The organism is Nocardia halotolerans (genome assembly GCF_042650145.1).
Lineage (GTDB): Bacteria > Actinomycetota > Actinomycetes > Mycobacteriales > Mycobacteriaceae > Nocardia > Nocardia halotolerans.
In genome coordinates this window covers 42864-67689 of record NZ_JBHSDL010000006.1, presented here as the reverse complement: position 1 = coordinate 67689, position 24826 = coordinate 42864, and the positions used below count along the sequence as shown (strand labels likewise).

Genomic DNA, 24826 nt, shown 5'->3' with positions numbered 1-24826 from the left:
GGCCAATGCCGAACAGCCCGGTACCGGCGATCGGACATCGACAGCCGACGGCGATCGGAACCGTTCCGCCACAACACGATCGGGCGCCGAACCCACGCCACCGGGTGAGGCCCGGCGAGCACGCCGGGCCAGATCACGCCGTGGTGGTACGCGGATCCGGTCCGCGAACGAGCGCGAGCACAACAGGACCGGCACGGGTGCGGCGGGCGGTGAGCGCACCTCCTCGGCCACCGGCACGGGCACACCGCCGCGCCCGGCGAAGAATCGAAGTGGTACCCAGGAACCGGCCGCCCATCGCGGTGCACAAGGACAACCCGGCGAGGGCGACGCGGCACCGGGCGAGCGCGCGCGGCGCGGCAAGCCCCGGCGACGCGGTCCCCGGCGCAGGAACAACGACCAGACAGAATCGGAGCAGCGCACGTGACAGAGCCGACCACCATTGAGGTCCGCACCGCCGATCCGTACCCGGTGATCATCGGCCGCGGGCTGCTCGGCGATCTCGTCGAGTCGGTCACCGCGGGCAACGCCGTGCGGACCGTGGCGATCTTCCATCAGCCGCCGCTGGCCGAGACCGCCGAGGCGGTGCGCAAAGCCCTGGCCGACACCGGGGTCGACGCGCACCGCATCGAGATTCCCGATGCCGAGGACGGCAAGGAGCTGGCCGTGGCCGGCTTCTGCTGGGAGGTCCTGGGCCGGATCGGGCTGACCCGCAATGACGCGATCGTGAGTCTGGGTGGTGGCGCGGCCACCGACCTGGCCGGTTTCGTGGCCGCCACCTGGATGCGCGGCGTGCGCATCGTGCACGTGCCGACCACGCTGCTGGCGATGGTCGACGCGGCCGTGGGCGGTAAGACCGGCATCAACACCGAAGCCGGCAAGAACCTGGTCGGCAGTTTCCACGAGCCAAGTGCCGTGCTGGTCGACCTGGTGACCTTGGAGACGGTGCCGCGCAACGAGATCGTCGCGGGCATGGCCGAGATCATCAAGGCCGGTTTCATCGCCGACCCGGTGATCCTGGACCTGATCGAGGCCGACCCAGAGGTCGCCCTCGATCCCACTGGTGACGTGCTGCCGGAGCTGATCCGCCGCGCCGTACAGGTCAAGGCCGACGTGGTCTCCGCCGACCTGAAGGAATCGAGCCTGCGCGAGATCCTGAACTACGGCCACACCCTCGGCCACGCTGTGGAACGCCGCGAGCGGTACCGGTGGCGCCACGGTGCCGCCGTCTCGGTCGGCCTGGTGTTCGCCGCCGAACTGGGCCGCCTGGCGGGGCGCCTCGACGACGCGACCGCCGACCGGCACCGCACCATTCTGGAAAGCGTCGGGCTGCCGGTCAGCTATGACGGCGACGCGCTGCCCCAGCTGCTGGACGCCATGCAGACCGACAAGAAGACCCGCTCGGGTGTGCTGCGTTTCGTGGTGCTCGACGGCCTGGCCAAGCCGGGCCGCCTCGAGGGCCCGGACCCGAGCCTGCTCGCCGCCGCCTATTCGGCGATCGCCCGCGAAGCCGCCCCGGGCGGCGGCGCGATCCTGCTCTGAGCGACCGTGACCGCCCGGCGGACGTAGGTTCCGGGCGGTCACGTACGTCCGAACGCGTATCCGAGTCGGGCATTTCGACCGACGCGGGCGCCCCCGGCGCGGATCTACCGTCGTCGCATGACAAAACACTGGCTCTCGCTCGGGGTCCCCGCGGTGTACGCGTGGATCGCGACGGTGGCTTTCAGCGCCATCGCGGTCGAGACGATCATCATCTACCCCAATGTCTTCCACGATGTGCCCGCGTCGTTGACGCAGACCTCGGCCTTCTTCGAGGTGAGCGGGCCCGCCGATTTCTTCCGTCCGCTCGGCGCGGCCACGATCGTCGCCGCCCTGGCGAGCACGGTGCTGGTGTGGCGGGTGCGCGCGGCACGCTGGTGGGTCCTGGCAAGCCTGCTGACGCTGGTGTTCGGTGAGTTCCTGTTCTCCGTGCTGTATTTCTGGCCGCGCAACCAGATCATGTTCGACGAAGGCGCCGCCGTGCATTCGACGGAAGCGCTGCGCCGCGCCGCGACCGAATTCGAGACCGCGCACTGGGGCCGGCTCGCGATGAGCGCGATCACCGCCCTCGCCGCCTGCGTCGGGTTCCTGCGCCTGTACCGGGATCCGGCGGTGCGGTGATGAGGTCGACGGAGCCCGCGCTCGGGCTGACGCTGCCCGTGGTGTGCGCGCTGGCGCTGCTCGGGGTGCCTCGGGTGCTCGCGCACGATCTGGACCTGGCCGGACCAGCGGTGAACGCGGTCCTGGTGTTCGCCCCGATCGCGGTGTGGGTCGGTTATGTGTGGTGGCGCCGGGTCACACACCCGTTCCGCGCGTTGCTGGCGGTCGGCACCGCCTACGGTGTGGCCACGGCGATCACCCATCAGATCCTGTGGACCGCGGCGTTCGACGACCCGCCACGTCTCGGTGGCAATCTGGAAGGACGGCTGGCGCCCGGCGTCGAGGACGCACTCGTGCGAGTCTTGTCCGTCGGCAGCAGCCTGCTGACGGGTGTGCTGGTCGGCGCGGTGGCCGGTGCGATCGGCTGGCTGCTCGCCCGCGCGACGGACGGGCACCGCGGCGGGTGAGCGGTCGCGACGAGGAAGGCAATGGGTTGGTAGGAGGATCGGCCGGGGCCCATCGACAACGCGCCGTCGATGTCACCCTCGCCGCGGCGACCTTCGTGGTGGTGGGAACCGCGATCACCGCGGACGTCGGCTCGTCGTCGGTCGGCCTCGGCGCCTATGTTTTCGCCGCCCTGTTCGCCGCCGCCATGCTGGTACGCAGGCGGTGGCCGGTCGCGACCCTGGTGGCCTCGGCCGCGGCGCTGCCGGTGTACTACATGCTCGGTTACCCACCGATCGGGCTCGCCCTGCCCCTGGCGGCGGCCTTGTTCTCCACCGCGGAGCGTGGCCGGCCACGGTGGGCGATCGGTGTCGCCGTGGCGCTGCTCGCGGTGTCGACGGGGACGCGGCTGCTGGACGGCGACGACCCGGCATTCGTATTGGGCCTGGAACTGCCCACTTCGGTGGCCTTGATGACGGCGATGATCGCCCTCGGTGACGGTGTGCGGGCGCGGCGGGGTTGGCGCGCCGAGACCGCCGAACGCGCCAGGGCCGCGGCCGCCGAACGCGAGCGGCTGCTGGCCGCGCGCCTCGAACAGGAACGCCTGCGCGTCGCCCGCGATCTGCACGACACCCTCGCCCACACCGTGTCGGTGATCGCCCTGCACACCGACGTGGCCCGAGAAGCGATTCACGACGATCCGGACACCGCCCAGCGGTGCCTGACCGCCGCCCGCGCCGCCTGCCGGGACGCGGGCCGGGAACTGCGCGCGACCGTCGCCGCCCTGCGTGCGGACAGCACCACCGAACCACCCGCGCCCGAACTGGACCGGTTGAGTGAGCTGATCGAGGCCGCCGAGGCCGCGGGCCTGACCGTCACGCTCGACGGCGACACCGATACCGCGACGCTGCCCACCATCGTCGGGCTGACCGCTTACCGGGTGGTGCAGGAGTCGCTGAGCAATGTGCTGCGGCACGCGGCCGCGACCACCGTGCTGATCGAAATAGACCGCACCGGCACGCGGTTGAGGGTCCGCGTCAGTGATGACGGAACGGGCGCCGACAGCGTGGGTATCGCCGGTGGCGGTTGGGGAATCACCGGGATGCGGGAAAGAGTTACGCTGCTGGGCGGCAGCCTGGACACCGGGCCGGGGCCGACGGGAGGTTTCGTGGTGGACGCGCGGATTCCGTTGCGGGACCCCGCATGATCCGGGTCGCGGTGGTCGACGACCAGCACCTGGTCCGCGAGGGTCTGCGGGCCCTGCTGGAACGTAGCGACGACATCGAAGTGGTCGGGATGGCCGGATCGGGCAGTGCCGCGGTGGATCTGGCGTGGCGTACCAGACCCGATGTGGTGCTCATGGACGTCCGCATGCCCGATGGTGACGGGCTGACCGCGACCCGGCGCATCGTCGCCGACACCGCGCTGCGCGAGGTGCGCGTGGTTGTGCTGACCACCTTCGACACCGACGAGAATGTGCTGTCGGCGATGCGGGCCGGCGCGTCCGGCTTTCTGCTCAAGGACACCGACCCACAGGAGTTGCGCTCCGCGATCCGGATCGTCGCGGGTGGTGAGGCGCTGCTGTCGCCCGCGGTGACCGAACGGGTGATGCGGGCGGCCGCGGCGGGCCCCGACCCGCGCACCGCCGAACTACTGGACCGGCTGACACCCCGCGAATGTGAGGTGCTGGCCGAGGTCGGGGCAGGCCGGTCCAACACCGAGATCGCGGGTGCCCTGTCGATGAGTCCGGCGACGGCACGCACCCATGTGGGGAGATTGCTGACGAAACTCGACGCGCGTGACCGGCCGCAACTGGTGCGGCTGGCCTACGAGACGGGGTTGATCACGCCGGGCGGGCCCTGATCCGGCGGAATTACCGCGCCGCCACGAGCTCCGGTTCGCTGGTGACCGGGGCCGTTTCGGGCGAACGCCGCGAACGCATGCGCCGGTAGCCCACGCCCGCCATCGCGGGCAGGAAGATCAGCAGGGTGACGAACGAGGCCGCCGAGGTGAGCTCGAACAAAGCGCCGGAGCCACCGAGTTCGACACCGGGCAGCTGGTCGAGGGCCCAGCACACCGCGCCGCTGCTCAGCCCCGCCACGAGGCCCGCGCTGAGCCAGCGGACGGTCAGATCCCCGCCCGCCACCGCGCGCGCGTCACGTGCACCCCAGGCGAGGGCCACGGCGACGATCGCGACCAGACAGGCGGTGCGCCACAGCGTCCCGTAGGTCGGCGCCGACGCCATCGCGAATCCGAGCAGCACTCGCAACCCGACGACCAGCGCACCGAGAACGGCGGCTCGCAACACCCAAACGGTCATGAGCAACACCCTAGCCGGACATAACTAGAACAGGTGTCAATTCAGCGGATCGGGTCATCTCCGCCCGCGCCGCTGTCACGGACGGGGAAAGGTCTCGGCCAGGGCCGCGGCCATCGCTTCACGCGGCGCCGGCTGCCCGGTGAACAATTCGACCTGCCCGTAGGCCTGGTTCAACAGCATCCGCAAACCGCTCACCACCGTGTGACCGGCCGCTTCGACCGCGGTGGCCAGCGGGGTCGGCCACGGGTCGTAGATGGCGTCGAGAACCACCGGCACCACCGCGACCGCTTCGGCGATCGGCGCGGCCGCCTCGGCCGGCACCGTGCTGACCACCGCCCCGGCCTTCGCGCACACCGCACGGACCTCCTCGACGTCCAGCGGCACCACCGCGGCCCGCATACCGAGCTGACGAGCCAGCTCCACCGCGGTACCCGCCCGCGCGGCCGAGCGGGCGATCACCGTGACGGACTCGGCACCGAGCTCGGAGAGCGCGAGCAAGGCCGGTCGCGCGGTACCACCGGCACCGAGCACGACCGCTTCGCCGAGCCGCTCCACACCCCCCTCGCGCAGTGCGCCGAGCACGCCGTCGACGTCGGTGCAGTCGGCGAGCCAGCCGTCGCCGGTGCGCACCAGCGTGTTGGCCGAGCCGACCAGCACGGCTCGATCGGTGCGCTCCTGCGCGTATGCCAGGGCGGCGTCCTTGCCGGGCATCGTCACCGACAGGCCCACCCACTCCGGGCCGAGCCCGTCGACGAACCCGGGCAGTTGCTCGGCCGAGCACTCGACACGTTCATAGCTCCAGGGCAGTCCGAGTGCCCGGTAGGCGGCCGTGTGCAGTTGTGGCGAACGCGAGTGCGCGATCGGCTTACCGAGCACCGCCGCCTTGCGGACCTCAGCCACCGGACCCACTCCGTGAACTGTCGAGGATGCCGCTGCTCTGGGCCTGGGTGACCAGCCGCAGATGTTCCTGATAGGAGTCGGTGAACTTGGTGGTGCCCTGTTTGTCGACGGTCACGAAGTACAGCCACGCGCCCGGCTCCGGATTCTCCACGGCCTCGAGGGCCGCCACCGACGGAGCGGCGATCGGCGTCTTCGGCAGGCCCTCCATCGCGTAGGTGTTCCAGGCGGTGACCCGGGCCCGGTCGGCGTCGGTGGTGGCCACCTCGGTGGTGTCCAACGTGTAGTTCACCGTCGAGTCGAACTGCAGCATCTGACCCACCTGCAGCCGGTTCACGATGACCCGGGCCACCTTGCCCATGTCCTCGGGCTTCGCTTCGCGCTCCACCAGGGAGGCGGCGATCAACGTCTCGTACGGCGACAGCTCGGTGTCGGCGCCCGACTGCAGCAGCCCGGTGGATTCGTAGGCCTGCACACTGGTGGTGATCAGTTGCCGCAGGATCTCCTGCGGGGTCCCGGTCGGATCGAAATCCCAGGTGCCGGCGGCGATCAGCCCTTCCAGCTGCCTGGCCCGATCCGGGCACTCGCTCACCGCCTGCATCGCCCAGGCGGGCACGCCGAGACCGGCCAGGTCCAGGCTCGCGCCCGCGGCGTCGAGTTCCTCGTAGGTCACGCACCTGCCGTCGGGGCCGACGCAACTGGCCTCCGCGATCTTGCGGTAGATGCCGTCGTAGCGGCCACCGGTACCCACATCGTGCTTGTCGTGGAGCAGGCGGCCTTCGGAGACGACCACGTTCCCGACCCGGGACTGCCCGCCGACCAGAGCGGCGACGGCATCGGCGGCGGGACTGCGTTCGCCGATCGCGTAGTACCCGGGCTGCACACTGTTCATGCCCGTGTTCTGCACAGCGGCCTCGTAGAACGCTTCGGAGCTGGCGACCACACCTCGCTCGTGCATCACAGCGGCGATCTGGGTCGCCGTATCGCCCGGATGCACCTGCACGACAACCAGTTCCCCGGGTGGGCCCGCGAAATCGGCGGCGGGCGTGAAGCTGCTCATCACCTTGTACCCGGCGAATCCGCCCGCGGCGACGACGAGGAGCGCGAACACCGCGCCGACCACCCACATGTTGCGGCGGCGGCGTTTACGTTCGGCGGCCTTGCGCGAGGCGATCCGCGACTTCTTGCCACGCCCGGACGCTTTGCCGCGTCCGGCGGGTCTGCCGCGCCCTGACGGCTTGGCGTCACCACGCTCGGCCGCCGCGCCACGCTGCCCGACCCGGCGCGGCGCGGCGGCCGGTTCCGGCTCGGCTTCGGGGACTTCGTCCTCGTAGCGCGGAATGACGTTGGTGTCGTCGTCGTAGTCGTCCCAGGAGACGGGTTCGGCCATCGGCTCCTCGGCGCGCGGCGCCCGGGGGTCCAGACCCCAGTCGTCGCGGCGCGGGTAGCGCCGGTCGGCCTCGCGCGCACGGTAGCGCTCCTCAGCCCTGGCCCATCGGTCGGTCATGCATCGTCTCCGACCGCACTTGCCGTGTCTGTTGCGTCCTTCACCATCGAACTCCGCTCGTCCAACCATCCTTGCAGGATCGCCACGGCTGCCGCCTGATCGATCATCTGCCGCTGGCCACGTGCGCGAACTCCACTCTCGCGCAGCGCACGTGCAGCAGACACCGTAGTCAAACGTTCGTCGGAAAGGCGTATCGGAATCGGGTCGATCACCCGGCGCAATTGCTTGGCAAACTTTCTGGCGATGCTTGCCGCAGTACCGTTTTCGCCGCGCAACGTCCGGGGCAGACCGATGATGACCTCGACCGCCTCGTACTCTCGCACAATATCGGCAATTCTGGCGATGTCGGCGGGAGGCCCGCCGGAGCGGCTGGATTTCGCACGTGCGACGGTCTCCACCGGCGTGGCGAGAATGCCGTCGGGGTCACTCGAGGCGACACCGATGCGGACGCTGCCGACATCGACCGCGATCCGGCGGCCCCGACCGGGATCGGTAGCCGGATCGGGCCGATCGGCCGGGGCCTCGTCTGAACCAGGGGCACTCATCAGGCGGCGAGTTCGGCCACCCGCGCGCGGACCGCGGCCAATCCGGCCGGGATACCCGACGGATCCGAACCGGAGCCCTGCGCCATCTCCGGCTTGCCGCCACCACGACCGGAGATGCTCGGGCCGAAGGCGGCCACCAGCTCGCCCGCCTTGAAGCCGGCATCCTGGGCGGCCTTGTTGGCGGTCACCACGAACGGAACCTTGCCTTCGACCGTGCCCAACAGCACCACCACGGCGGGATCGCCGCCGAGGCGGCCACGGATATCGGTGGCCAGAGTGCGCAGATCACCGGCCGACACACCCTCGGGCGCGGCGGCGGCGACCAGTCGCACCGACCCGACCCGCTCGGCCTGCTCGGCGAAGCTGCCCGCCGAGGACAGCACCGCGGCCATCTTGGTGCGCTCCAGTTCCTTCTCGGCCACCTTGAGCCGCTCCACGAGCTGCTCCACCCGGCCGGGCACCTCCTCGGAGGGCACCTTCAGTGACGACGCCACACCGGCCAGCAGTGCGCGTTCCTTGGCCAGGTACTTGTAGGAGTCCAAGCCGACGAAGGCCTCCACCCGGCGCACCCCGGAACCCACCGAGGACTCACCGAGCACGGTGATCGGGCCGATCTGGGAGGAGTGCGCCACGTGGGTGCCGCCGCACAGCTCCATCGAGAACGGGCCGCCGATCTCCACGACGCGCACCTCGTCGCCGTAGTTCTCGCCGAACAGCGCCATCGCGCCCATTTTCTTGGCCTTGGGCAGGTCGGTGACGAAGGTGTTCACCGGGAAGTCGGCACCGACGGCGTCGTTGGACACGGCCTCGATGTCGGCGCGCTGCTGTTCGCTCAGCGCGCCCTGCCAGTTGAAGTCGAAACGCAGGTAGCCGGGCTTGTTGAGCGAACCGGCCTGCACGGCGTTGGGGCCGAGCACCTCACGCAGCGCGGCGTGCACCATGTGGGTACCGGAGTGGCCCTGAGTGGCACCGTGACGCCAGGCCGGATCCGCCTGGGCCAGCACGACATCGCCCTCGGTGAGCTGGCCCTGCTCGACCGTGGCCTTGTGCACCCACAGCTTCTTGGCGATCTTCTGCACATCGTTGACGCGCACCTTCAGCCCCGTCGCGGTGATGGTGCCGCGGTCGGCGATCTGACCACCGGACTCGGCGTAGAGCGGGCTGCGGTCGAGGATGATCTCGATGTCGTGGCCGGCCTCGGCGGCGGGGACCCGCACGCCGTCAGCGATCAGGGCCAGGACCGTGGCCTCGGAGGTGAGCTCGTCGAAGCCGGTGAACTCGGTGGCGCCGCGGTCGACGAGTTCCTTGTAGATCGTGAGATCGGCGTGGGCGTGCTTACGGGCCTGGGCGTCGTCCTTGGCGCGCTTGCGCTGCTCGGCCATGAGCGAACGGAAACCGGCCTCGTCCACCGACAGGCCCGCCTCGGCGGCCATTTCGAGGGTGAGGTCGATCGGGAAACCGTAGGTGTCGTGCAGGGCGAAGGCATCCGAGCCCGCGATCTGCTCGCCACCCTTGGACTTCACCGCCGAGGCGGCGTTGTCGAAGAGGGTCTCGCCGGTGTTGAGGGTCTTCAGGAAGGCGGTCTCCTCGCCGACCGCGACGGTCTCGATGCGCTCGAAATCGGTGGCCAGCTCCGGGTAGGACGGCGCCATGAGTTCGGAGACGACCCGCATCAGTTCGGCCATCACCGGCTTCTCGGCGCCGAGCAGGCGCGCCGAGCGCACGATGCGGCGCAGCAGGCGGCGCAGCACGTAGCCACGGCCGTCGTTGCCGGGGTTCACCCCGTCGGCGATGAGCATCGCCGAACTGCGCACGTGGTCGGCGATCACCCGGAAGCGCACGTCGTCGGCGTGCTGCACGCCGTAGGACCGGCCGGTGAGCTGCTCGGCCTTGTCGATGATCGGGCGCAGCAGGTCGGTCTCGTAGACGTTCTCCACGCCCTGCAGCAGCATGGCGACACGTTCGACGCCCATGCCGGTGTCGATGTTCTTGCGCGGCAGGGACCCGACCGGTGGGTACCCCAGCTTGGGGCTCTCCTCGCCGCGGATGTCCTGCATGAACACCAGGTTCCAGATCTCGAGGTAGCGGTCCTCGTCGGCGACCGGGCCACCTTCCTTGCCGTAGGCGGGGCCGCGGTCGTAGTAGATCTCCGAGCAGGGACCGCCGGGACCGGGCACACCCATGTCCCAATAGTTGTCCTTGCCGTCGCGGAACTGGATGCGCTCGGGCGGGATACCGGCCACGCGCTGCCAGATCTCGGCGGCGTCGGGGTCGGACTCGTAGACGGTGACCCAGATGCGCTCGGGGTCGAAACCGAAACCGCCTTCGTCCTGGGGCTTGGCGATCAGCTCCCAGGCGAAGGTGATCGCGCCTTCCTTGAAGTAATCGCCGAAGGAGAAGTTGCCCGCCATCTGGAAGAAGGTGTTGTGGCGGGTGGTGACGCCGACTTCCTCGATGTCACCGGTACGCACACACTTCTGCACGCTGGTTGCGCGCGAGTACGGCGCCGCCTCCTGACCCAGGAAATAGGGCTTGAACTGGACCATGCCCGCGTTGACGAACAGCAGGTTGGGGTCGGCCAGGATCAGCGAGGCACTGGGTACCTCGGTGTGTCCGGCACGGACGAAATGGTCCAGGAAACGCCGTCTAATCTCGTGGGTCTGCACAGCCGACCAGCCTACCGTCTGCAATCCACCGGTTTTGCGGCGGAGTGGGTGCTCGAGCCCACCCGTACCGCTACTTCCCGCGGATGATGCGGCGCAGTTTGGCGACCCGCGTGCGGACCTCACGTTCGAAGCCGTGCTCGGTCGGCGCGTAGTAGTCGGTGCCGACGAGTTCGTCGGGCGGATACTGCTGGGCCAGTACACCGTCGCGGGCCTTGTGCGGGAACCGATAGCCCTGAGCGTTGCCAAGCGCCGCCGCACCCGCGTAGTGACCGTCGCGCAGATGCGGTGGCACCGCACCGGCCTTGCCCGCGGTGATGTCGGACATGGCCGCGGCGAGCGCGGAGGTCACCGCACCCGACTTCGGGGCGGTGGCCAGGTGGACAGTGGCCTGGGCCAGTGCGAGTTTCGCCTCGGGCAGGCCGACGAGCTGGACCACCTGAGCCGCGGCGGTGGCGGTCTGCAATGCCATCGGGTCGGCCATGCCGACGTCTTCGCTGGCGTGGATCATCAGGCGCCGGGCGATGAACCGGGGGTCCTCGCCCGCGGTGAGCATGCGCGCCAGGTAGTGCAGGGCGGCGTCGACATCGGAGCCGCGAATCGACTTGATGAACGCGCTGATCACGTCGTAGTGCTGGTCACCGGCCCGGTCGTAGCGGACGGCGGCCTTGTCGACGCTGGCCTCGACCAGCTCCACGTCGACCGTGCCGTCCAGCGAAGACTCGGCCGAGGCCTCCAGCGCGGTGAGTGCGCGGCGGGCGTCGCCGCCGGCGATGCGCACGATGTGGTCGAGCGCTTCCTCGGTGACCGAGTACTCCCCCGCCAGCCCGCGCTCGTCGGCGATCGCGCGATCGAGCACAGCACGGATGTCGTCGGGGGTGAGCGACTGCAATTGCAGCACCAGCGACCGTGACAGCAGGGGCGAGACCACCGAGAACGACGGGTTCTCGGTGGTCGCGCCGACGAGCAGCACGATGCGGTTCTCCACGGCCGCCAGCAGCGCGTCCTGCTGGGTCTTGGAGAACCGGTGCACCTCGTCGATGAACAGGACGGTCTGTTCACCTGCCGAGAGCCGTCTGCGCGCCAGGTCGATCACCGCACGCACTTCCTTCACACCGGCCGACAACGCCGACAACGCCTCGAACCGGCGCCCGGTGGCCTGCGACAGCAGCGAGGCCAGGGTGGTCTTCCCGGTGCCGGGCGGGCCGTAGAGCAGCACCGACGCCGCGCCGGAACCCTCCACCAACCGGCGCAGCGGGGAGCCGGGGCCGAGCAGATGCTGCTGACCGATCACCTCGTCCAGCGACCGCGGCCGCATGCGGACCGCCAGCGGCGCGCCCGGACCGCGCCGAACCACCGCGTCGAGCCCGTCCTCGGGCTCGACCGGTTCACCGGGCACGTCGAACAACTGATCACTCACGTCGAGCCAGGCTACCGATACGGTCGGACACGTCGGGCGGATCGCACCCGGCGACAGCCATGTGGCGACCGGTCGCACTCGGTGGGTGACCTGCGCAGTCCCGGCCGTTCCGCGACGCGACTCGAAGCGAACGCCTGAACACTTGACCAACTTCTGCGTGTTCGACTTGCGTGGCGGGCCCGGCTGGGATGAGATCGCTGATCGTGGTCGAAAACACCGGCGTCGTCGCCCCTGCGGGCCAGTTCGCCCGCCGCACCCTGTTCAAAGGCAGTACGGCGGCCGCGGCGGCGGTGCTGCTGAGCACCGCGACCGCGCACGCGGACGGCGCGGTGTTCCGGCACGGCGTCGCCTCGGGTGACCCGCTGCCCGGTGCGGTGATCCTGTGGACGCGAGTGAGCGTCGCCGCCGACGCCACCCCCGGCTCCGGCCTCGGCGCGCCCACCACAGTGCGCTGGGAGATCGCCACCGACGACTCCTTCGCGTCGATCGCCGCCACGGGCACCGTCACCGCGGGCCCGGACACCGATCACACCGTCAAGATCGACGCCACCGGCCTGTCGGCGGGCACCGACTACTGCTACCGCTTCACCGCGCTCGGCGAGACCTCCCCCGTCGGCCGCACACGCACCGCTGCCGCGCCCGACAGCGCGGTCGAACGGCTGCGGCTGGGGCTCGTGTCGTGTGCCAACTGGGAAGCCGGCTGGTTCGGCGCCTACCGGCACCTGGCCGCGCGCAGTGACCTCGACGCGATCGTGCACCTGGGCGACTACCTCTACGAATACGGTCGCGGCGAGTACGTGGGCCGCAACGGCGCGGTGCGAGCCCACGACCCGGCGCACGACATCGTCACCCTGGCCGACTACCGGATCCGGCACGGCCAGTACAAGACCGACCCCGACCTGATGGCCCTGCACGCCGCGCTGCCGTTCATCTGTACCTGGGACGACCACGAGTCGGCCGACAACTCCTGGCGCGACGGCGCCGAGAACCACGACCCGGCGACCGAGGGCCCCTGGGCCGATCGGCGCGCCGCCTCCGCGAAGGCGTACCTCGAGTGGATGCCGGTGCGCGAGACCCGCACCGACGGCGCCGTGCAGATCTACCGGCGCCTGCGCTTCGGCACCCTGGCCGAGCTGTCGATGCTGGATCTGCGCAGTTACCGCGACGAGGAAGTCGGCCCGGGCGCGAGCTGGCGCCACGCCGACGACCCGGCCCGCACCATCACCGGACGCGCCCAGATGGACTGGCTGACCGCCGGACTGGTGTCCTCGCCGGTCCAGTGGAAGCTCGTCGGCAACCCGGTGATGATCGCGCCGCTGGTCTTCCCGCCGCTGGAATCGGCCACCACCCAGGCGATCACCGCCGCCCTCGGTATCCCGCAGGGCGGCATCACCGTCAACGGTGATCAATGGGACGGCTACACCGCCGACCGGCGCGCCGTGTTCGGGACCATCGCCGAGCACCGCATCGGCGACGTGGTGTTCCTCACCGGCGACATCCATACCTCCTGGGCCGCGGACCTGCCCCTCGATGCCGCGAACTATCCCGGCGGGCCGACCGTCGGCGCGGAGTTCGTGGTCCCCTCGGTGACATCGGCGAGCGTCGGCGATGTGCTGAAGGCGCCGCCGCGCACCGCCTCGGTGGCGGCCGAGGAGGCGATCAAGTCGGCCAACCATCACCTGCGCTATGTCGAACTGGACTCACACGGTTTCGGAGTGCTCGAAGTGAACCCGCACCAGACCCAGATGGACTGGTTCTACGCCTTCGACGTCACCGACCCCGCCACCGGCATCCGCCACGGCGCCTCTTTCGCCGTGCGCTCCGGCGGCCGGCTCGAACCCCGCGCCGTCCCGCGGAGCTGACCGGTCAGGGGCGTTCGGCAGCCAGTTCCCGCTTCCACTCGCGGAAGCCCTCCTCGGAGCGTCCGCGCCGCCAGTATCCCGACACCGACAGCCACTTCGGGGCGACGGCACGTTCCTTGCGGAGATAGGGACGCAGATGGCGCATCACCGCGTCGGCTTCCCCGTGCACGAACGCCTGCACCTGTCCGGGCAGCCACTCGGCGGCGCGTACGGCGGCGACCAGCGGCGAGTGCGCACCGGCGAGGTCGTCGGGAATGCGGTCCGACGGCACGCCGCGGTGCACCCACCGCAACCGGAGATCAGCGGGCGAGTCCAGGGCGATCTCGTCGGCCTCGCCGCCCACCTCGACGACCACCACGGCGGGGGCACCGGCGGGTAAGGCCTCGAGCGCGGCCGCGATGGCGGGCAGCGCCGATTCGTCGCCGGCCAGCAGGAACCAGTCGGCCGCCGGGTCCGGCGCGAAGGCGCCACCGGGTCCGGACATCCGGAACTCGTCGCCCGGTTCCACCGATCGCGCCCACGGCCCGGCGATGCCCTCGTCACCGTGCACCACGAAATCGATCATGATCTCGCGCCGCTCGGGGTCGAAGGAACGCACGGTGTAGGTGCGCAGCACCGGCTGGCTCGCCGAATCCATCGTCGCGCGCACCGTGTCCAGATCGAACGGTTCCGGGTACACCACTCCCGGCACGGGAAAGATCAATTTCACGTAGGCGTCGGTGAATTCGTTGGGGATGAACAGGTCGGCGGCGACAGTGCCGACCACCCGCACCAGGTGCGGGGTCAACCACTGCTTGCGCTCGACGGTGACAGTGATCGACTGCGGCACGAGTGCTCCCATCTGTGGACTCCGCTCGACGGTACTCCGCGACGGCCCGATGGTGGGAAGCTAGGTGTTCACTCCGACCAGCGCTCTTCCAGCATGGCCGACACCTGTTCGGCGAAGTCGCCGACCGCGTCGTCGCCGGTGACGCGCGCGTCCTCGGCCAGTGCCGACCAGCGGTTGATCAGCGCCTCCGAGCGTGGCACCGACAGCCCGTGCTCACGGGCGGTGGCGATACGGGTGTGGTCGGCGGGCAGGAACCAGTAGGTCGACAACCACACCCAGATCAGGCGCGCTTCGAGAATGCGCTCGGCCAGCACGGTGTCGTCGGCCAGCGAGGGCCACACACCGACCACGGCCGAACGCCAGGCCTCCACCATCTCCCTGGCCCGGCTGCGCGAGAGTTCGAAGTCGCACAGGCAGCCGGGGAAAGAGACCAGCGCGTACGCGATGTCGAGGGTGGCGTCGCGGAAACCGCCCCACTCGTAATCGAGGAACCGGGCGCCCTCGTCGTTCATGATGACGTTGTCCGGGCACAGGTCCGAGGGGCTGAACGCGCGGTAGCGGCCGCCGGTGAACAGCCGGTTGCCGTGCACGATGCGTTCGGCGATCTCGCCGGGCACATCGATGCCGAGTTCGGCCTCGAGCAGCCCGGGGACCTCGGCGATGGCGGCCTGGGCCTGCTGGGCGATGCCGTCCACCCGGTGCACCGAATCGACCCGGCGCAGCAGGGCGACGAAGTCGGGTTCGCGGCCGACGGTGGCGGCGTGCATACGGCCCAGTGCCTGCCCGAAGGCCATCAGCGAATTGTGGGTGCCCGGTTCGACACGGGCCTGCAACACGGAGGTGAGCAGCGCATTGTCGCCCAGGTCGGAGAGCACGAGTATGCGGTCGGGCACACTGTGTGCGATCAGATAGGCGCCGGGGCGGTACTCGGGGCTCAGCGCGGTGGTGAACTGGTAGGACACAGCCTCACGCAGGAACGCCGAGTCGATACTGGCGACTCCGGGCGCCATGCCACCGGTGCGGCGGTCCTGAGCGGATCCGCGCACCTGCTTCACGATCAGCGTGCGCGGTAACGAGAACGAGTTCTCCGCGACACGCACACGCAGGACTGTGGTCCTGCCACTACCACTGAGCTCGATCGGATCACTCAGTTTCACCGCAGCACCCATTCGCTTTGTGAGCAACTGTTGTGCTGCGGACACGACGTCGGCGGCGCGTTCGGCCAATAGTGCGGTCATCGCCTCTCAAGCTACTCGTCTTCAGTCACTTCTAGCGAGCGGTTACACAACCTTTCCGCGTCGCTCGGCGTGTTGGCACCGAGGTTGCACGGGCGAGCCTGTTCGCTTGACACACGAGTCGGTCGTCGGGTTTTCTCGACGTCAACTACCGTGCGCCCCACCGCATACCGGTTGAGTCGAAAGGTCTACCACAGTGACCGACACACCGTCCGCCGCATCGAGCGATTCACCGGGCGGATCACCTGCGCCCGGTGATGGCGGACAATTCCCTCACGAATCCGGCAAACACGGCGGTCAGGGGCAGCGACCGGGTCCGGGCTCCGGCCCGGGCAGACACGGAATGGCCGGTGGCGCAGGTTATCCGCAGTTCGAGGGCCCCGGCGCGGCACAGTACGGCCAGGAGCCGCTCGAACCGCCACCGCCGGTCGCCGGCGCGGGCCGTTCCACCCCGCACTACGGCCGCCCCGGCACCGGCCCCGGCCACCCACCGTCGCCGGCCGCACCGGGCAACGTGAGCTACCCCGCCGCTCCGGCGCCCGGCGTGTCGCCCGGCGGCGGCCAACAGCCGCCGGGATACCAGGATTCGGGAGCACAAGCGCTCGACATCGGCCAATCGCTGAGTTACGGCGTGGAACGACTGCGCAGGAACACCGGACCGTGGCTCGGGGTCATGGGTGTCGGGGTGCTCATCTACCTCGCGGCGGTGGCGATCGTTCAGATCGTCAACCCCACCTCACCGTTGAGCGTGCTGCTGCTGTTCCTGGTCGTGCTGGTGGCGCTGTGGCTGCTGCAAGCGGCGATGGTGCGCGGCGCGCTCTACGAAACCGACGGATATCCACCGGCTTTCGGGTCGTTCTTCCGATTCGTCAACGCGGGCAACGTGTTGCTCACCTCGCTACTGGCCTTCTCGGCGACGCTGCTCGCCGCCTCGCTGTGCTTGGCACCAGGACTGATCGTCGGCTTCCTGTGCATGTTCTCGATGCACTTCGTGATCGACCGCGACTACGGTCCGGTCGAGGCGATCAAGGCCAGCACCCAGCTGGTACTGGCGAATCTGTGGGCCGCACTGCTGCTGGCGCTCACGGTCATGCTGGTCACCTTCGTCGGCGCGATCCTGTGCGGGCTCGGCCTGTTCGTCGCCGGTCCGGTGTCGGTGATCGCGGTCACCTACGCCTACCGGATGCTCACCGCGGGCCCGGTCGCGCGCCTGTGATCAGCGACGGGGCCGCCCGCTGAACATCTGCACGACCTGCCCGAACGGGCCGTACCGCCGGCCCGCGCGCGGTAGCAACGCCAACACCAGCACACCGGCCACGACGATGCCGACCAGGTTCACCGCGAGCTGGGCGACCGACTGGAACGCGCGCTGCCATTCACCGAGCGTCGCCGCCACCACCGCGTAGCCCGCCGCGGGCACCGTGGTGACCGAGATGAACACCCCGATCAACGCCGCCGACTTCGCCGACACCAGCGACAGCATCCCCGCCGCCCCGGCCAGCAACGCCACCACCAGGGAAAATGGCCCCACCTGATAGATGAAGTCGATGTAGTGCGCCGCCATCACCTCCTCGGCGGTGATCCAGCCGAAACGCTCCCACACCAACGTGGCCACCAAGGTGATGCCCATCGCCACCGGAAATGCCGCGACCAGCGCGAGCACCGAACGCCGCGCCAGGGGTCGGTCGCGGCGGAACAACGCCACCGACAGCGCGGCCAGCGGACCGAACTCCGGACCCACCACCATCGCACCGACGATGGTGACCGGCGAGTTCGTCGCCACACCGATCGCGGCGAGCAGGCAAGCGATGGTGAGGAACGCGACGAAGGTGACGTTGAGCGTGGATTCCTCGTGGGTTTCCTCGAGGAGCTCATCCCAGACCACCGTGTCGTCGGGATCACCGGGGGCCGCGCGGGTGGCGCGCTCGGCGGCGTCGGAGAACACCGACTCCACCGCGCTCACCGTGAGCCCACCGGTGTGCACGATCCCCAGCGCCTGCACATCGGCGAGCACCTTGTTCGCCGCCTCGCGCGCCACATCGGCCTGCACGAGATCACCCGCCGGGTCCACGGCGGCACCGCGTGCGACCGTCAGATGGGTGACGCCCCCGTCGGCGCGCAGCACACGCAGCAACGCCGAAGTCTGGGCAGCAGGGCTGATCACTCGCAGATGCAGCACCGGGGCCTCCTGGTCGATGTCGGCACGGCGACACTGACCAGAAGGTACCGGGCGGCGATCACGGACCGCTATTTCGCGGCGGCACCGTCCTTCGGCGCGTCGCCTGCCGGCTTGCCCGCGCCCTTCACCTCGGGCTTGGCGTCGATACCGGCTTCCTTGCGCTGCTGCGGAGTGATCGGAGCGGGCGCGTCGGTGAGCGGGTCGACGCCGCCACCGGTCTTCGGGAACGCGATCACCTCACGGATCGAGTCCTCGCCGGCCAGCAGGGCGGTGATGCGGTCCCACCCGAAGGCTATGCCGCCGTGCGGCGGGGCGCCGTAGGCGAACGCGTCGAGCAGGAAGCCGAACTTGTCCTGCGCTTCCTCGTTGTCGATCCCCATCACCGCGAACACCCGTTCCTGCACGTCGCGGCGGTGGATACGGATGGAACCGCCACCGATCTCGTTGCCGTTGCAGACGATGTCGTAGGCGTAGGCCAGCGCGGAACCGGGGTCGGTGTCGAAGGTGTCCATCGACTCCGGCTTGGGGGAAGTGAACGCGTGGTGCACCGCGGTCCAGGACGAATGACCCAGCGCCACGTCACCGCTGGCGGCGGCCTCGGCGGCCGGCTCGAACATCGGGGCGTCGACGATCCAGACGAAGGCCCAGGCGTCGGGGTCGATGAGGTCGCACTTGACGGCGATCTCGCCGCGGGCCGCGCCGAGCAGCGCACGCTGGGCTTTGGTGGCGCCCGCGGCGAAGAACACGCAGTCACCGGGCTCGGCACCGACATGCTTCGCCAGGCCTTCACGCTCGGCGTCGGACAGGTTCTTGGCGACCGGGCCGCCGAGGGTGCCGTCCTCGTTGACCAGGATGTAGGCCAGGCCCTTGGCGCCGCGCTGCTTGGCCCACTCCTGCCAGGCATCGAGCTGGCGACGCGGCTGGCTCGCGCCACCGGGCATCACGACCGCGCCGACGTACTCGGCCTGGAACACCCGGAACGGGGTGTCGGCGAAGAACTCGGTGCACTCGGTGATCTCGACACCGAAGCGCAGATCGGGCTTGTCGGAGCCGAAGCGGCGCATCGCCTCGGCATAGGTCATGTGCGGGATCGGGGTGGGGATCTCGTAGCCGACCAGTTTCCACAGCGCGGACAGGATGTCCTCGGCCAGCAGGATCACGTCGTCCTGGCGTACGAAGCTCATCTCGATGTCGAGCTGGGTGAACTCCGGCTGACGGTCGGCACGGAAGTCCTCGTCGCGGTAGCAGCGCGCGATCTGGAAGTAGCGTTCGATGCCGCCGACCATGAGCAACTGCTTGAACAGCTGCGGGCTCTGCGGCAGAGCGTAGAAACTGCCCGGCTGCAGACGCGCGGGGACCAGGAAGTCGCGGGCGCCCTCGGGCGTCGAGCGGGTGAGCGTGGGGGTCTCGACCTCGATGAAGTCGTGGCCGGCCAGCACGTCGCGGGCGGCGGCATTGACCTTGGAGCGCAACCGGATGGCGTGTCCGGGGCCTTCGCGACGCAGGTCGAGGTAGCGATACTTGAGGCGGGCCTCGTCGCCGGGGGTCTCGTCGAGCTGGAACGGCAGCGGCGCGCTCTCGTTGAGCACGACGAGCTCCTTGACGTCGACCTCGATCTGGCCGGTCGGCAGCTCGGGGTTCTCGTTGCCGTCGGGCCGCTGCTCCACCACACCGGTGATCTGCACGACGTACTCCGCGCGCAGCTTGTGGGCCTGTTCGGCCGCCTCGCCCTCGCGGAACACCGCCTGCGCGACACCGGACGCGTCGCGCAGATCGATGAAGATCACGCCACCGTGGTCACGACGCCGGGCCACCCAGCCGGTGAGGGTGACGGTCTGACCGGCGTGCTCGCTTCGGAGCGAACCAGCCAAGTGGGTGCGCAGCACGGTATTCCTTTCGACGATTCGTCACACCGACGGAGAAGACCGGGTGCACTGCCATCGTAGTGAGACACGTTCCCCGAGTGAAAACCGATATCTTCGTCGTCGTGTCAAGCTTGTGACATATGCTCACCGGCCGCCGTCGTGTGACGGTGAATCGTGCTGCGGGGCAGCTGGAGAACCGAGCGAAGGCGAGTATCGCGATGACCTTCAACGAGGGTATGCAGATCGATCCCGGCCGGGCCTCCTCGGGCGGTGGACCCGGCATGGGCGGCAAGCTCGCCCTCGGCGGCGGTGCGGGCGGTTTGATCCTGCTGGTCATCACACTGTTGCTCGGCGGTGATCCCGATTCGGTGCTGGGCAGCTTCACCGGCGCCCAGACCGAACAGCAGGCGGGCCGAGCGGGTACGGCGGGCACCCCGGCGCACTGCAAGACCGGCGCCGATGCGAACGAGTACGTCGACTGCCGGGTCGTGCTCACCGCGCAGAGCCTCGACGCGGTGTGGGCCCAGGAGTTGCCGCGGCAGACCGGTCAGCGCTACGTGGAGCCCGAACTGGTCCTGTTCTCCGGGGCCGTGGCCACCGGCTGCGGCAACGCCACCAGCGATGTCGGCCCGTTCTATTGCCCCGCCGACCAGACCGCCTACTTCGACACCAGCTTCTTCCAGCAGCTCGTCGACCAGTTCGGCGCCAGCGCGGGCCCACTGGCTCAGGAGTACGTGGTAGCGCACGAGATCGGCCACCACATCCAGAACCAGCTCGGCGATATCGGTCGCGCCCAACGGGATCCGCGTGGGGCCGAATCCGGTGCGGTGCGCACCGAACTGCAGGCCGACTGCTACGCGGGGCTGTGGGCCCATTTCGCCGACGAGCAGAATGCCCCGGGCAGCGACCAGCCGTTCCTGCAGCCGTTGTCCGACAACGACATCCGCGACGCGCTCTCGGCCGCCAATGCCGTCGGTGACGACCGCATCCAGCGCGCCGCCGGCCGCGGGGTGAACCCCGAATCGTGGACGCACGGGTCCTCCGAGCAGCGGCAGAAGTGGTTCCTTGCCGGCTACCGCAGCGGTTCGGTGCGGTCGTGCGATACCTATTCCGCCACCGACCTGGACAACCCGCCCGGGCTACGCTGATCCTCGAACACGATCCGACACATTGTTCTTGCTCGAGGGGAACCCATGCGCCTGCCCATCACCGGATTGCTCGTCTGCGCCCTGGCCCTGCCCGGCGTCAGTGCCGTGGCCCGTGCCGAGCCGACTCCGCTGCCCCTGATCAGCCTGACCACCATTCCCGACGGCTGGGCGGTGCGCACCGACCTGCGGCCCGTACTGCAGATCTTCCCCGACGGTGACGCGGTGTACCGGCCCGACGCGGTGAGCAAGGACCGCGCGGCCGAGACCGCACCGGAGAAGGTCACCGGAACGGTGGCCACCGAGGTGATCTCGGCGGCGCGCGACGAGATCGAGGCGTTGCGGGAGGTCGACTTCGGCATCCCGACGGGTGAGGGCAAGGGCACTCAGATCATCGACCTGCTGCCCGCGAATCCCGACGACGACGCCCACCTCGTCGTCTACTCCCCCGACTCCACCGCCGGTTTGAACCCCGAGCAGCAGGCCGCCCGCAAACGCTTCACCGACCTGACGAAAAAGCTCGTCGACGCCTTCGAGAGCTGAGCCCGCCACGGACTCCGCGCCTCCACTGACCGGGCGGCCCGATGAACCGGGGACGGTCCGTCGGCGGCCACCACCGCCGACGGACCCGCCGTTCAGAACCGGTCTTCGTCGACGTCGCGTTCGTCCTCGTGGACCGCGCCGATGACATCGGGTGTGGATTCACCGAGCGGACCGGTGAGGTCGTCGTTGCCGGTGCGGCTCTGGTAGGGCTGCACGGTGCGGCCGTGTTCCTCGTCGTTGCCGCCGCGCTGGCCCGCACCGGCGGCGCCACCGCCACCACCCATGAAACCGGAGCCGGTACCGGCCGCGGTGGTGTTACCGCCCATGCCCGCCGGTCCGGCCCCGCCCATCAGGCGACTCGCGCCGGGTATCGCACTGCCCGGCAGACCGGACGATTTCGGCGATCCGGCACTCGGAGTGCCGCCGCCGCTCGCGCCACCGGCACCGGATCCGCCGCCGCGGGCGGTGCCCAGCGCGCCGAGCGCGGCGCCCGCCCCGCCCGAGCCGCTGCCGCCGGAACCGCCGACGGCCGCCGCGGCGGTGGCGGCGCCGGGAACGGCGCTGCCACCGGTGCCGGTGAGACCGGCGGCGCTGGTGTCGTCGCCGGTGCCGGTGAGCGCGGACTCGGCCTGGGTGAGCAGTGGCTCGGCAATGTTCTCCGAGGCGGCCGAGAGCACTTCCTCCGGCGAAGGCAGCCCGCTCTGACCGGCCAGCTGGCCGACCACGCCGCTGAGTTCACCGGTGTAACCGGCCAGCTGGCCACGGGTGATGTTGACGACGCTGACCGCTTCGCCGAGGTGGGTGGTGGCCAAGCCGATCAGGGTGGCCTGGGTCGGCGGCAGCATGATCGTCGGCGCCAGCGCGGTGGCCTGCGCCGCGAACGTGGTCGCGATGGTGGTCAGCTGCGCGTTGCCCGACTGGACCACGGCGGCGGCCTGCTGGGTGAGCGCGGAGATGTCGATACCGCGCTGACCGGTTTCCTGGCCGTGGGTCTGGGCCTGCTGACTGGTGGCGGTCGCCGCTTCCGAGGCCTGGCCCTCCCACAGCTGCTGGACGGTTTTCACCCCGCCCTGGGCCAGCGACATCGCCTGCTCGATGACCGCGGAGGAACTGCTCAGGATCGCGGTGGGGTCGAGCGAGCTGAAGATGCCGGTGCCGAAGCTGCTGAGCAGGTCGAGAAACGGCTGGAACAGCGCGTCGATACCGGGCAGTGCGGGCAGCGACGCCCCGTTCATCAAGGCGGCGACCGGGTCGTCGGTCAGTGTCGTCGCGGCGGCCGAGCTCGCGCCGTTGGCGCCGGTCCCCGCGCCGCCGGTGCCCACGCCGGCGCCGGCGAGTGCGCTCTTGGCCTGATCGAACGCGGTCTGCGCGGTGGCCAGCGCGGGCGCCACCGCCGCGTTGATCGCGCCTTCGGCCTCGCCGAGCGCCGAGGACGCATCGGCCGAGACACCGGACAGGATGTCCTGCGGGTCCATGGTGCCGTTGCCGAGTCCGGAGAGACCGGGCATACCGCCGGGGACACCGGCATGCTGGGATTCCTCGGTGATCCGCTGCGACAGCGTGAAGACCGGTTCCTCGACGTCTTCGGGCAGCTGCATCAGCGGCACGTCGAGGATCGCCTGCCCGGCGAGGTCGGCGGGCACCGCGTTCAGGGCCGAGTCGGTCATCGGCTCGGCGGCGGCCAGGGAGGCTTCGGGCGCGATGACGCCGGTGTCGCCGGAGCTCAACGGCTTCATGCGCCGCCGCCGAGTCCGGCAGCCTGGCGGGCCAGGTCGGCAGCGTTGTCGAGGTCGGTCGACTCGAAGGTGACCGACGTTCTGAAGGCGGCATCGGAGAGTGAACTGAACCGGGCCGACAGATCGTTGATGTCCTTGGCCTGCAACGCCTGTGCGGCGGCGAACATCGCCAGGTAGTCGGCGCCGATGAGCCCGAACACCGGGGTCATCGCGGACACATTGGCCACCGCGTCGAAATTGCCCGCCGCGGCGACCTCTCCGGCCACTGCCCCATTCGTCGCCGCGAACGCCGCGACGGCTTCGGTTTGCACCGAGAGATTGTTCATGCGAATCCCCCCACTCGTCGTGAAAAGTCGATATCGAGCCACGATCGGTGGCCGCGAAACTCCCGACGCGGCCGCCCGATTGCGCAGTGGGCCAAATATAGCCGAACACCCCGACTGGTTTCGACTCGTGCCGAGCCCGATCCGGGCGAACCACTGGGAAAACTAGAACTTGTTCTATATCCTCGGCGTCATGAAGGTCGCAGTGACCGGCGCAGCCGGCTACCTCGGTACCAATCTGATTCCGCAGCTCGTCGAGCGCGGCCACGAGGTCGTGGCCATCGATCGCGTCGCGCCGACCACGTCCGACCCGGCGGTGACCTGGGTCGAAGGCGACGTACTCGACCCGGCGTCGATGCGAACGAGCCTGGCGGGCGCCGAGGTGGTCTACCACCTGGTCGCGCTGATCACCCTCGCCAAGAACAACGACCTCGCCTGGCGGGTGAACACCGAAGGTGTGCGCGTCACCGCCGAGGCCGCGCTCGAGGTGGGGGCCCGCAGATTCGTCCACACCAGCTCCATCCACTCCTTCGACCAGTACCGCGCGGGCGGCCACATCGACGAAACCGCACAACGCTCCGACAACCCGGAACTTCCGGTGTACGACCGTTCCAAGTGGACCGGGGAACTGGAGCTGCGCCCGGTGATCGAGCGCGGCCTCGACGCGGTGATCGTCAACCCGACCGGCGTCTACGGCCCGGTCGACAATCCGAAACAGCTCTCGCGAGTCAACAGGATCACCATCGACTCGGCCCGCGGCCGCGTGCCCGCCATGATCGGCGGCGGTTTCGACCTGGTCGACGTGCGCGATGTCGCCATGGGCTTGATCCTGGCGGGCGAGAAAGGCCGCACCGGCGAGAACTACCTGCTGGGCGGACACATGACCACCCTGCTCGACCTGTGCCGGATGGCCGCCGCGCGGGCGGGCGCGAAGGGGCCGCGTTTCGCGATCCCGCCCCGCGCGATCGGCGCGCTGATCCCGGTACTGGAGCCGATCGGCAAGCTCGTCAACTCCGACATCCTGTCCAAGGCGGCGCTGGGCGCGATCATCTCGGCGCCGGTTGTCGATCACAGCAAAGCCGAACGCGAACTCGGCTATCAGCCGCGCTCGGCCGAGCAGACGGTGCACGACCTCGTCGACTTCGTGCTCGGAGCTCGCGCTGCTTGACAGCTGATC

22 protein-coding genes are annotated in these 24826 nt (G+C 69.8%); 10 read left to right on the top strand and 12 right to left on the bottom strand.

The window, feature by feature from the left end:
* The first annotated feature begins 420 nt into the window (after nt 1–420).
* From aroB to ACFO5K_RS05800, 5 genes are all read left to right on the top strand, one after another.
* Nucleotides 421–1539, top strand: a complete 1119-nt coding sequence (gene aroB / locus ACFO5K_RS05820; protein WP_378556885.1) for a 3-dehydroquinate synthase — start codon at nt 421–423, stop codon at nt 1537–1539.
* Between the two features lie 117 nt (nt 1540–1656).
* The gene (locus ACFO5K_RS05815; RefSeq protein WP_378556882.1) at nt 1657–2157 is read left to right on the top strand and encodes a DUF1772 domain-containing protein; all 501 of its coding nucleotides are present in this window, start codon (nt 1657–1659) and stop codon (nt 2155–2157) included.
* On the top strand, nt 2157–2603 hold the full coding sequence (locus tag ACFO5K_RS05810) for a hypothetical protein (protein ID WP_378556880.1): 447 nt from the start codon (nt 2157–2159) through the stop codon (nt 2601–2603). Before ACFO5K_RS05815 ends, ACFO5K_RS05810 begins: the two co-directional genes overlap by 1 nt.
* Nucleotides 2604–2629: 26 nt before the next feature.
* Entirely contained in the window at nt 2630–3787 is a 1158-nt protein-coding gene (locus ACFO5K_RS05805) for a sensor histidine kinase (RefSeq protein WP_378556877.1), read from the top strand.
* Nucleotides 3784–4443, top strand: coding sequence for a response regulator (locus tag ACFO5K_RS05800; protein ID WP_378556874.1), 660 nt, complete (start codon nt 3784–3786; stop codon nt 4441–4443). Before ACFO5K_RS05805 ends, ACFO5K_RS05800 begins: the two co-directional genes overlap by 4 nt.
* 10 nt (nt 4444–4453) lie before the next feature.
* On the opposite strand, the gene ACFO5K_RS05795 is transcribed toward ACFO5K_RS05800, so the two are convergent.
* The 6 genes from ACFO5K_RS05795 to ACFO5K_RS05770 all read right to left on the bottom strand — a co-directional run bounded on the left by ACFO5K_RS05795 (nt 4454) and on the right by ACFO5K_RS05770 (nt 11932).
* Nucleotides 4454–4900, bottom strand: a complete 447-nt coding sequence (locus ACFO5K_RS05795; RefSeq protein WP_378556871.1) for a B-4DMT family transporter — start codon at nt 4898–4900, stop codon at nt 4454–4456.
* A gap of 75 nt (nt 4901–4975) precedes the next feature.
* Nucleotides 4976–5800: a shikimate dehydrogenase gene (locus ACFO5K_RS05790; protein WP_378556868.1), complete on the bottom strand. Its 825-nt coding sequence runs from the start codon at nt 5798–5800 to the stop codon at nt 4976–4978.
* Nucleotides 5793–7304, bottom strand: a complete 1512-nt coding sequence (gene mltG / locus ACFO5K_RS05785) for an endolytic transglycosylase MltG (RefSeq protein WP_378556865.1) — start codon at nt 7302–7304, stop codon at nt 5793–5795. The genes ACFO5K_RS05790 and mltG overlap by 8 nt, the downstream gene beginning before the upstream one ends.
* Nucleotides 7301–7849, bottom strand: a complete 549-nt coding sequence (gene ruvX, locus ACFO5K_RS05780) for a Holliday junction resolvase RuvX (protein WP_378556862.1) — start codon at nt 7847–7849, stop codon at nt 7301–7303. The genes mltG and ruvX overlap by 4 nt, the downstream gene beginning before the upstream one ends.
* Nucleotides 7849–10515, bottom strand: a complete 2667-nt coding sequence (gene alaS / locus ACFO5K_RS05775) for an alanine--tRNA ligase (protein ID WP_378556859.1) — start codon at nt 10513–10515, stop codon at nt 7849–7851. Before alaS ends, ruvX begins: the two co-directional genes overlap by 1 nt.
* A 70-nt stretch (nt 10516–10585) precedes the next feature.
* Entirely contained in the window at nt 10586–11932 is a 1347-nt protein-coding gene (locus ACFO5K_RS05770) for a replication-associated recombination protein A (RefSeq protein ID WP_378556856.1), read from the bottom strand.
* 188 nt (nt 11933–12120) lie between these two features.
* On the opposite strand from ACFO5K_RS05770, the gene ACFO5K_RS05765 reads away from it, so the two are divergent.
* Nucleotides 12121–13794 carry an alkaline phosphatase D family protein gene (locus tag ACFO5K_RS05765; protein WP_378556853.1) on the top strand — a complete coding sequence of 558 codons (1674 nt, stop codon included), beginning with the start codon at nt 12121–12123 and terminating at the stop codon, nt 13792–13794.
* A gap of 4 nt (nt 13795–13798) precedes the next feature.
* Here ACFO5K_RS05765 and ACFO5K_RS05760 read toward each other — a convergent pair whose 3' ends face one another.
* Together ACFO5K_RS05760 and ACFO5K_RS05755 are read right to left on the bottom strand one after the other, a co-directional pair.
* On the bottom strand, nt 13799–14635 hold the full coding sequence (locus tag ACFO5K_RS05760) for a siderophore-interacting protein (RefSeq protein ID WP_378556850.1): 837 nt from the start codon (nt 14633–14635) through the stop codon (nt 13799–13801).
* A gap of 56 nt (nt 14636–14691) precedes the next feature.
* Complete coding sequence (locus tag ACFO5K_RS05755; protein WP_378556847.1) at nt 14692–15861, bottom strand: phosphotransferase family protein; 1170 nt, start codon at nt 15859–15861, stop codon at nt 14692–14694.
* 340 nt (nt 15862–16201) lie between these two features.
* Between ACFO5K_RS05755 and ACFO5K_RS05750 the strand changes: the two genes are divergently transcribed.
* Entirely contained in the window at nt 16202–17074 is an 873-nt protein-coding gene (locus ACFO5K_RS05750) for a hypothetical protein (RefSeq protein ID WP_378556844.1), read from the top strand.
* Here ACFO5K_RS05750 and ACFO5K_RS05745 read toward each other — a convergent pair whose 3' ends face one another.
* Nucleotides 17075–18037 carry a DUF389 domain-containing protein gene (locus ACFO5K_RS05745; protein WP_378556841.1) on the bottom strand — a complete coding sequence of 321 codons (963 nt, stop codon included), beginning with the start codon at nt 18035–18037 and terminating at the stop codon, nt 17075–17077.
* Between the two features lie 68 nt (nt 18038–18105).
* A complete protein-coding gene (gene aspS, locus ACFO5K_RS05740; protein WP_378556838.1) occupies nt 18106–19923 on the bottom strand; it encodes an aspartate--tRNA ligase in 1818 nt (605 codons plus the stop codon).
* Nucleotides 19924–20120: 197 nt separating this feature from the next.
* Between aspS and ypfJ the strand changes: the two genes are divergently transcribed.
* Nucleotides 20121–21050: a KPN_02809 family neutral zinc metallopeptidase gene (gene ypfJ / locus ACFO5K_RS05735; protein ID WP_378556835.1), complete on the top strand. Its 930-nt coding sequence runs from the start codon at nt 20121–20123 to the stop codon at nt 21048–21050.
* A gap of 45 nt (nt 21051–21095) precedes the next feature.
* Complete coding sequence (locus tag ACFO5K_RS05730; RefSeq protein ID WP_378556832.1) at nt 21096–21590, top strand: hypothetical protein; 495 nt, start codon at nt 21096–21098, stop codon at nt 21588–21590.
* 92 nt (nt 21591–21682) lie between these two features.
* Here ACFO5K_RS05730 and ACFO5K_RS05725 read toward each other — a convergent pair whose 3' ends face one another.
* The gene (locus ACFO5K_RS05725) at nt 21683–23326 is read right to left on the bottom strand and encodes a hypothetical protein (protein ID WP_378556829.1); all 1644 of its coding nucleotides are present in this window, start codon (nt 23324–23326) and stop codon (nt 21683–21685) included.
* Nucleotides 23323–23652, bottom strand: a complete 330-nt coding sequence (locus ACFO5K_RS05720; RefSeq protein ID WP_378556826.1) for a type VII secretion target — start codon at nt 23650–23652, stop codon at nt 23323–23325. Before ACFO5K_RS05720 ends, ACFO5K_RS05725 begins: the two co-directional genes overlap by 4 nt.
* 190 nt (nt 23653–23842) lie before the next feature.
* Here ACFO5K_RS05720 and ACFO5K_RS05715 point away from each other — a divergent pair, with 190 nt between their 5' ends.
* Nucleotides 23843–24817 (top strand): NAD-dependent epimerase/dehydratase family protein, encoded by a 975-nt coding sequence (locus tag ACFO5K_RS05715; protein WP_378556823.1) that lies wholly within the window; start codon nt 23843–23845, stop codon nt 24815–24817.
* The last annotated feature ends 9 nt before the right edge of the window (nt 24818–24826 follow it).